General features: G+C 65.9%; 7 protein-coding genes and 1 pseudogene. 5 read left to right on the top strand and 3 right to left on the bottom strand.

Annotation, left to right across the window (positions count from 1 at the left end; translation table 11 throughout):
* Window positions 1–123 precede the first annotated feature (123 nt).
* Window positions 124–318: a hypothetical protein gene (locus CKO28_RS21705; RefSeq protein WP_200342912.1), complete on the bottom strand. Its 195-nt coding sequence runs from the start codon at window positions 316–318 to the stop codon at window positions 124–126.
* Between the two features lie 395 nt (window positions 319–713).
* On the opposite strand from CKO28_RS21705, the gene CKO28_RS21700 reads away from it, so the two are divergent.
* Window positions 714–923, top strand: coding sequence for a hypothetical protein (locus CKO28_RS21700; protein ID WP_200342911.1), 210 nt, complete (start codon window positions 714–716; stop codon window positions 921–923).
* Between the two features lie 653 nt (window positions 924–1,576).
* Here CKO28_RS21700 and CKO28_RS21695 read toward each other — a convergent pair.
* Entirely contained in the window at window positions 1,577–2,584 is a 1,008-nt protein-coding gene (locus CKO28_RS21695) for a hypothetical protein (RefSeq protein WP_200342910.1), read from the bottom strand.
* 142 nt (window positions 2,585–2,726) lie between these two features.
* On the bottom strand, window positions 2,727–2,975 hold the full coding sequence (locus CKO28_RS21690) for a hypothetical protein (protein ID WP_200342909.1): 249 nt from the start codon (window positions 2,973–2,975) through the stop codon (window positions 2,727–2,729).
* A gap of 407 nt (window positions 2,976–3,382) precedes the next feature.
* Here CKO28_RS21690 and CKO28_RS21685 point away from each other — a divergent pair, with 407 nt between their 5' ends.
* From CKO28_RS21685 to CKO28_RS21670, 4 genes and pseudogenes are all read left to right on the top strand, one after another.
* Window positions 3,383–4,399, top strand: coding sequence for an IS1595 family transposase (locus CKO28_RS21685; protein ID WP_200342908.1), 1,017 nt, complete (start codon window positions 3,383–3,385; stop codon window positions 4,397–4,399).
* Between the two features lie 579 nt (window positions 4,400–4,978).
* A complete protein-coding gene (gene istA / locus CKO28_RS21680; protein ID WP_200342907.1) occupies window positions 4,979–6,496 on the top strand; it encodes an IS21 family transposase in 1,518 nt (505 codons plus the stop codon).
* Window positions 6,493–7,239: pseudogene (gene istB / locus CKO28_RS21675) on the top strand (IS21-like element helper ATPase IstB); the annotation flags it as partial. The gene istA and the pseudogene istB, both read left to right, overlap by 4 nt.
* 541 nt (window positions 7,240–7,780) lie before the next feature.
* The gene (locus CKO28_RS21670; RefSeq protein WP_200342905.1) at window positions 7,781–8,005 is read left to right on the top strand and encodes a helix-turn-helix domain-containing protein; all 225 of its coding nucleotides are present in this window, start codon (window positions 7,781–7,783) and stop codon (window positions 8,003–8,005) included.
* Window positions 8,006–8,090 lie beyond the last annotated feature (85 nt).

The raw sequence follows: 8,090 nt of genomic DNA, 5'->3' as shown, positions 1-8,090 counted from the left end.
ACGTACCGTTCGTGGCGGAAAATAGGGTCTGCGACATGGCTGCCTCCTGAACTTGGAGAGGTCAGCTATGCCGCGATCAGCAGGGACCGGGAAACCGTTGATCGAATGGGGTGTAGCTGGCGCTTACTTAAGCACCTTTCGGTCAGCGTACCGCAGAGCGCCCGCCGGATCGCACGCCTCGATCAGGACGCGGCTCTTGACGAGGAAGGTCGGCGGGTCCGCGTCGCGCAGCCGCTCCAGCACGCGGGCGTACCGACCCGTCCGCCGGAGATGGTTGACCGGCGAAAAATCGCCGTCGCGGCCAGAATCGAAGGGCATGCGGGTCTCGGAATCGGGGGATCGGAGAGAGGGGGTATCGGCGGCGACTCGGGTGCCCGGGAAGGCACACTGCCGAGCCTGCCGTGCGCCGGTTGCCAAAGCGTAAAGCCGGGTGTCGGAAAAGTGCGCGGCAGCGCGCACGAAGCACGCAGCCAGAGGAGATTGGAAAAGTCCGGCGCTCTCGTCGCCGGCCGGCTTTGGCGGGGCCGGCTACGACAGACGGCGGCCTCCTGTGTGACCAAGATCAGGAGAAAAATGAAATGACCGAGACGCTCTTCTCGTAGCTGGACGCGAGCCTGTCGCCCGCGTCTCTGTGGAGCCGGCTGGCGCCCGTGGCACCGGCCTTCCCGTGCCTGCTACGCGCCCGCTACTGCGCTTTCCGGCGGCCGCGTCCCATGATCCACGCCCGCCGGGACGAGGCCAACTGGAGCTGCTACGTGCTCGCGGATCTGCCGGAGGACCGGCGCGAGCGCGTCGCGGATCTCCTCGAGGATCATGTCAGGCGCATCCTCGGCTGGTTGGAGCACTCGCCGGGCTGCGCGCTGCTGATCCCCGACGTCGCGGAGCGCTCGACCCGGTCGACGCCCTTGGCATCCGGCAGGTGACGCAAGACCCCGGCGCGCCCCGCGGGTCGCGCCGCTGTCGCCGGTCAAGGCGACCTACAAAATTTTCCTTTTGGACGGCGGCGCGCGGCCCACCGTTAAGAAACTGGCTGTGAATCGGCGCCAGGGTGGTTCGATAAGAACTCCCCGACATCAAAGGCTTGGCACGCCTATCGGCACTTTGACCCCTCGCCGATCAACACGTAAACCGTTGTCAGCAAGCCGCGTCCCCAGAGACCCTTATCGACCGCGAGACGCAACACGCTCGAAGGTTTCACTCATAGGTTTCAACAAACCGCAACGTAAGACTGCCGCACCCTAAAGCACAACATGTTGTGTAGCGTTTGTCTCGCTTCCTGGGTCGAGCCTTTGTTTGGGTGATAAGCCCGATGAAAATTTTCCCTGCTGAGAGCAGTCTCCTCATGATCGGTTACCGTAACAGGCCGCCGGGGAGGCTCTCGGCCGATTACCTTACCGCGGCATCAACGAAGACCCGAATGTACGAGGTGTGCACAATCTGCTGCTCGCGATAATGGCGGGTTATCGCAAGGTGAGGCTCGCGCAGTGTCGGCGGGTGCCTGGCGACAGACGCCGCACGACCCGGCCGGACGAGCCCCGTGACGAACGCTCGCCCGGCCGGTCAGAAGACTGGCCGATTACGCCGCCAAGTCCTGCGGCGGCGTCTGCTCATCGTCCCGCGTATCCATCAGCAGCTTTTCCACGTCAATCCGGGTCCAGTTCGGGCCCAGGCGAGCGGCGATCGCGGCGCAGCTCATGCCTTCAGCCCGCAAGCTCTGGACCTCGGCCGCCTGTCGCGCCCGTGCCGCGCGCTTCACGGCGCCGCGCAGCCGGGCCGGGTCGCAAATCACCCGGTCGGCGGCCACCTCGACGCTCACCCCGGCTTCCACGAGCGCGAGCCCGTCCTTCAACGGTTGGGTCGACCCGATCCCGGCCTCGGCAAGCTTGCGGCGCACGGTTCTCTGGCTGATCTTGTCGTAACGCGCGATCCCGGCAATCGAGTGGCCCCGCTTCCAGAGCCGGGCCATGCGATCGGGTTCGATGCGGTGCCTTGGCTTCAGGTGCTTGATGATCTTGTAAATGGTGTTCTCGGAGCGCCCAAAGGTCGTCACCAAGTCCTGAACCGAGGCCCCGGCGAGATGGGCGGACCGGATCCGGGTGCGCTCCTGCTCCGAGATGGCTCCGGCGCGTGCACGCGGCTTCGGGCCGGGCTTGTTGGCCTGACGGGCGCGTTTGAGCGCCGTCTTGATCGCCGGGCGCCCACGCCCGGTCTGCCGACAGAGACCCCTGATGCTGTAGACGCCGGACTCGTACAGGCGCAGCAACCGTTTGGCCTCCTCGAGCTCGATCGGCGCCGGTGGCGGGGCCCCAGTCAGGCCGTGGCGCGCCAGCATGCTCCTGATCGTCGCGGTGCCGATCCCCAGGGCGCGCGCGATGCCCTCGGTCGTCTCCCCGGCACGCTTCATGTCGACCGCGCGGCTTTCGATCTCTCGCCACCGCGACGCGTTCGCGGAGGTATCGAGCCCCATCTTGTCCATCCAGTATCGCACAACGTATCGACTGCGGCCGATGGACAGCGCGATCCCGGAAGGGGATCGGCCGTCGGCATGCAGTTCGGCAATCTGCGCTTTTTCGCTATCCGTCACCTTGCGGCGCTGTGTTGAAGGAATCTCGCTATCTCCTTATGATCTCGTTCGTACGATCCGTGTTATCCGCCCAGCGCTCGCTGCGTTTCAGGATCGCAGGCGCTGCTGTCGGTCGCGATCGTCAAGCCGTCGTCCGTGCCGATCACAACCGCCAGGTTGAGGCGGTCTCTGGGAGGGATGAGCAGACGAAACATGTGGTATTGTTTCCGTACCAATGTCTGGATTCAGCCTTCCGGCCTGGCTGGTGGGTTTTGCGTCCGATAATCCCGGTGATCACGACATCCGGATCCGCCACGGCTGGCTCGAGCGTGCTGTATCCGGAGGCGTCCGCGAAGGCCGGGGTCGCGGTGGTGAGCAGGGCCGCAAGGCCAATGGCGCGGGCCAGGTTCATGGGGGCATCCCTCGGTTCGTGCTGATCACGACGGAGATGGGATCGAGACCCGACGACGGTCCCTCTGATCATGAGATCGGGGCGCCAGCGCCCCGCCCGAAGGGCGTATCTTCCTCATCCTTCCCCTTACTTCTCTTACTTCCCTTACTTCAGGGCCTCCGGAGTCCCGCGGAAACGCTGGGGTTTTGGCGAGTGATCCTCAGAGATGTTCGACATAATCCTCAGAGATCTTCGACATGATCCTCAGAGATGTTCGATATCGGCGCTGAGCGCACTTTTGTGTGCCCTGTGAGCGCACACAAAAGTGCGTTAACAAAAGGGAATGTCTGCAAAGCGTGTTGGTAAGCTAGGCGACCGCTAGAGGTTGTGGTAATTATCTCGCTCCTCTGGTCGGGAGCACCACCGCCATGACAACCGGGATTGCCGAGATTGAGCGCGCCATGGAGCGGCTTTCGCTGGACCAGCTCCAGCGTCTGGTCACCTCGGCCCAGACCGCGCTGGACAAGCGGGAAGCAGACGCGCTCGTCGAGGGGCGTGTTCAGGGCGCACCGGCGTGCCCACACTGCCTCAACGAGAAGGCGATGCGGTGGGGCGCGACGCGAGGCGGGTTGCAGCGCTGGCGTTGCGGATCGTGCGCAAAGACCTTCACCAAGGCGACCGGCACGGCCCTGGCCCACGTGCGCAAGCGCTCCGAGATGGCCATCGTGGCGCAGGACATGGTGTCGGCGAAACCGTCCGCGTGCCGTGCCCTGGCTGGGCGCCTGGGCGTCGATAAGATGACGGTATGGCGCTGGCGTCTACGCATGCTGGAGGCGGTCCGGGGCTATGGCCATGATGCTTTGGCCGGCCTGGTAGAGGCCGACGAGACGTTCTTCCGGGAGTCCCGCAAAGGATCTCGCGAGTGGGCGCGACATGCGGACGATCCCCAGCAGTACCCCGAGCCCCCGCGTCCGCGCTGGCGCGACTACGAGCGCCACGGCTTAAAGCTGCCACGCGGGCTGTCTCGCTGGCAGATCCCGGTTCTGGTTCTGCGCGACCGCCACGGTGCCACAGCAGCCGAGCGCCTCCAGGCGTTACGTTACCGCTACTTTGAGACTGCCCTCGACGGCTCTCTGGCAGGCGACGCGGTGCTCTGCTCGGACGGAGCCGCTGTCTACCGCCGTTATGGCCGGGCCCGCAGCCGCCGGGTGGAGCAGGTCAACACCAAGGCCGGCATCCGCGTCCGGGACGGCGTCTTTCATATCCAGAACGCCAACGCCTTCCACGCCAGGTTCCAGGACTTCATGCGGCCGTTCCGCGGGCCGGCAACGAAGAATATCGCGCTCTACACCGGATGGATGGTTTATCGCGACGCCCGCCAAGCACGCGGCCCGGCCGAAGATCCGCGAAACCCGCTGATGGCCCGCCTGCTGGCTGCAGGCTAGATATAGCGGGCCTCGATCAACCAACACGCTGTGCAGACATAGCCTAACAAAATGGTTAAGTGACTGATATAGCTGAATTGTGGGGGAACAATTGTTCCCTCGTTGCTCCTGGAAAAGGGCGCAAAGGGATCCGGTTTGGGCGTGTTCGCAGGTGCTTCACCTTATCACGGGAGGATCGGCTGGCAGTCCTCCCCCCCGCGGTCCGCGGTAGCGAGCCACCTCACGCATACCGTCAGCCCGGGTAATTCGCTAACCGTGTAGTAGCAGGACGTGGCATGACCATCGAAGCTATGGACCGGCACAGGGGGTCACGGTGTTCTGCGACAACCGGCTTGTCCGGTGAGCGTCATCCAGGTTGACCGGTGACGGCTGGCTCGGGGCGATCCACAGGTCCGGCCGAACAGGCCGGCCGACCGCGCGCCCCCAGTCGCGCGCCGTAGGTCGGCCGGCCGTCGGTGAGGCCGGGCCTCGTGGATCGCGCTGGCCCCGGTCATTTGTGCGGGATGCTGGCTGCTGGCCGGTGTGGGTCGCACCTCCCTCGGCGAGCTCTGACGGTGAAACAGCCGGAGGAGGTCGCCGTTGCCAGGCAAGACCATCACCGACCAGCAGTGGAGACTCTACATGCGCGAGCGTCAGCATCACAATCAGCGGGTCGCCGCGGCCCGCGCCGGCATGAGCGAGCGCACCGGGCGGCGGCTGGAGAAAGACCCCCGCAAGCCGTCCGAGCGGGCGCCGGTGCGCGGACGCACCATCCCCGATCCCCTGGCCGACGTCTGGGAGAGCGACCTCGTGCCGATGCTGGAGCGCGATCCCGGCCTCCGGCCGATCACGCTGCTGCATTACCTGCAGCGGACTTACCCGGATAGCTTTCCGGACGACCAGGTCCGCCGGACGCTCGAGCGCCGGGTTCGGGATTGGCGCGCGTTGCGCGGGCCGCGGCGCGACGTGATCTTTCGCCAGAACCAGGAGCCCGGGCGCCAGGCCCTGTCGGACTTCACCGACGCCGGCAAGCTCGGCGTCACCATCGCCGGCGAGCCGCTGAAACATCTGCTCTACAATTTCGTCTTACCGTTCAGCGGCTGGCAGTTCGTCCGCGTGGTCCTGGGCGGGGAGAGTTTCACCGCCCTCTCCGAGAACCTCCAGGACGCGCTCTGGACCCTGGACAAGGTACCCGGCGAGCTCCGCACCGACAGCCTTTCGGCCGCGTACAAGAACCTGAGCCGGGAGCAGCAGGCCGATCTGACCGAGCGCTACGCGGGCCTGTGCCGGCACTACGGCCTGCGGGCGAGCCGGAACAACCCCGGGGAGGCCCACGAGAACGGCGCGGTCGAGGCGCACAACGGGCATCTCAAGGACGCCCTGGAGCAGGCGCTCATCCTGCGGGGTAGCCGCGATTTCCCCGACCTCGTCAGCTACCAGCGGTTCGTCGACGAGGTCGTTGCCCGGCGCAACGCGGCGCGACGGGACGATCTCGCCGTGGAACTGCGCCACATGCAGTCGCTGCCCCGGCAGCGTACGACCGACTTCACCGAGGCGGTCGTCTCCGTGCTCTCCACCGGCGGGTTCTGGCTGCGCAACGTGTTCTACTCCGTCCCCTCGCAACTGATCGGCCACCGGCTGCGGGTGCACGTCTACGACGCGCGCATCGAGGCGTATCTCGGCAGCACGCACGTGGTGACCCATCCCCGCCGCTGCGTGGGCGATGATGGCGAGCGCAAGCACGTCGTCGACTACCGCCACGTCGTCCATGCGCTCAAGCGCAAGCCGCAGGCGCTCGCCGGTCTCACCTACCGCGACCAGCTGTTCCCGCGCGGCGAATACCGCCGGGCGTGGCAGGCCCTGAGCGCGGCGCTGCCGCAGAAGGATGCCTGCAAGCGCATGGTCGGCCTGCTGGCGATGGCGCACGAGGAATGCTGCGAGGCCGAATTGGCCGGTCTGATCGCCGCGGACCTGGAGGCCGGGCGGCTGCCCGAGCCGGCCACGCTGCGCCGGCGTCTGCGGCCCAGCACCGCCATGCCCGCCGACGTGCCGGTCGATCTCACCGACCCGCGCAAGTTCGACGCGCTCCTCACCGGGAACCGGGAGGTGGCCCGATGACCGCCGTCACCACGACCGACGTGCACAAGCTGCCGGCGCTGCTCAACAGCCTGCGCCTGCCGACGTTCAAGAAGCACTGGCAGGAGGTCACCGAGCGGGCCGATCGCGAGGGCTGGTCGACCGCCCAGGCGCTCGCCGTGCTCGCCGAGTACGAGCTCGCCGAGCGCGAGACCCGGCGGATCCACCGGAACCTCAAGGCCTCCCGGCTGCCCGCCGGCAAGACCCTGGCGACGTTCGCCTTCTCCGTCGTGCCCGAGATCTCCAAGGCGCGTGTCGATGCCCTCGCCGCCGGCGACTGGCTCGCCGGTGCGGGCAACCTGATCGCCGTGGGCAACAGCGGCAGCGGCAAAACGCATCTGCTCGCCGCCGTCGGCCACGCCCTGATCGAGGCCGGCTACAAGGTGCTCTACGCCAGCACCACCGAGATGGTGCAGCGCCTGCAGGCCGCCCGACGGGACCTGCAGCTTGAACGCGAACTCGCCAAGCTCGACCGGTTCCACCTGCTGATCCTGGACGACATCACCTACGCCCAGAAGGACCAGGCCGAGACCAGCGTGCTGTTCGAGCTGATCGCCCGGCGCTACGAGACCCGCAGCCTCGCCATCGCCGCCAACCAGCCGTTCAGCGCCTGGGAGCAGGTGTTCCCCGACAAGGCGATGACGGTCGCCGCCATCGATCGCCTCGTCCACCACGCCACGATCCTCGAACTCAACGTCGACAGCTACCGGCGACGCGCGGCGGCCAACCGTCAGCCCGAGGATGTCGTGCAGACGTCATCCTCCAGCGACAACCTCGGCGACAACCAGAACGACAACCAGAACGACAACCACGACATCAACTTGGAAGGAGGTGATAACCAGCAGACCTAACCTCTCAACATCAACGACCCGCACCGGTCACGAGGTTGTCGCTCAACCGGTCACCCTGCTTGACGCGCTACATCACGGCGCCGATCAGCGTCACAAAGCATTGACAGAACATCCTTTTTTAGGGGTTGGCGGTTCAGCGATCCAAACGCCAAACAAGAACTGGCGGCCGCGCAGGCGGACTGCCATTTCTGCGATCCATCACCCCGCCGATGGCGACGACCACGCTCTGTCAAGCGAGGTCTGGCGTGTCGGAGCGAGGCAAGTCGTGGCCGTCGTCGTCTTGGCTACAGTGCGCGATCGTAAGGCAGGCGCATTTGCGAGCGGAAATTAACCAGGCAGACAGCTTTTTTCCGACAACGCCCGCGCCCCACTACCAACTCTCCTTTCGGACAAATCCGAACGAAAGGAGTACGGCATGCCCAAGCGCAAGACGCCCGGTCCACCGCCTATTGACCCCTCTCCGCAGCAGGAGTTCATGACCGTCGCCGAAGTCGCAGCACTCCTGCGCTGCGATCCGCGCTCGGTCCTCAACCGAATTAAAGACGGCGACCTTGACGCCGTGAAGGACCGCAGGCGGTGGTTGATCCTGGTCGCATCGTACTACCGCTACAGGTCGAACCTACGCAACCGGAGGCGGTAATGAGCGCTTCCGCCGTGTCCGTCTTTTCCACTGTTTTCGGCCAGAAACTAACCCGGATAAAGACGCGCTCTCGTCTTTCACGCCG

Source organism: Rhodovibrio sodomensis (genome assembly GCF_016583645.1).
In the GTDB taxonomy this organism is placed as follows: Bacteria; Pseudomonadota; Alphaproteobacteria; order Kiloniellales; family Rhodovibrionaceae; genus Rhodovibrio; species Rhodovibrio sodomensis.
Note: the sequence above shows the minus strand (reverse complement) of the source record. Positions and strands in the feature narration are given on the sequence as shown.

Excerpts from the sequence above, each read along its gene's own strand:
- CKO28_RS21690 (WP_200342909.1), bottom strand. The coding sequence starts at position 2,975 with ATGAACCTGGCCCGCGCCATTGGCCTTGCGGCCCTGCTCACCACCGCG.
- CKO28_RS21705 (WP_200342912.1), bottom strand. The coding sequence starts at position 318 with ATGCCCTTCGATTCTGGCCGCGACGGCGATTTTTCGCCGGTCAACCAT.
- CKO28_RS21670 (WP_200342905.1), top strand. The coding sequence starts at position 7,781 with ATGCCCAAGCGCAAGACGCCCGGTCCACCGCCTATTGACCCCTCTCCG.
- CKO28_RS21685 (WP_200342908.1), top strand. The coding sequence starts at position 3,383 with ATGACAACCGGGATTGCCGAGATTGAGCGCGCCATGGAGCGGCTTTCG.
- CKO28_RS21700 (WP_200342911.1), top strand. The coding sequence starts at position 714 with ATGATCCACGCCCGCCGGGACGAGGCCAACTGGAGCTGCTACGTGCTC.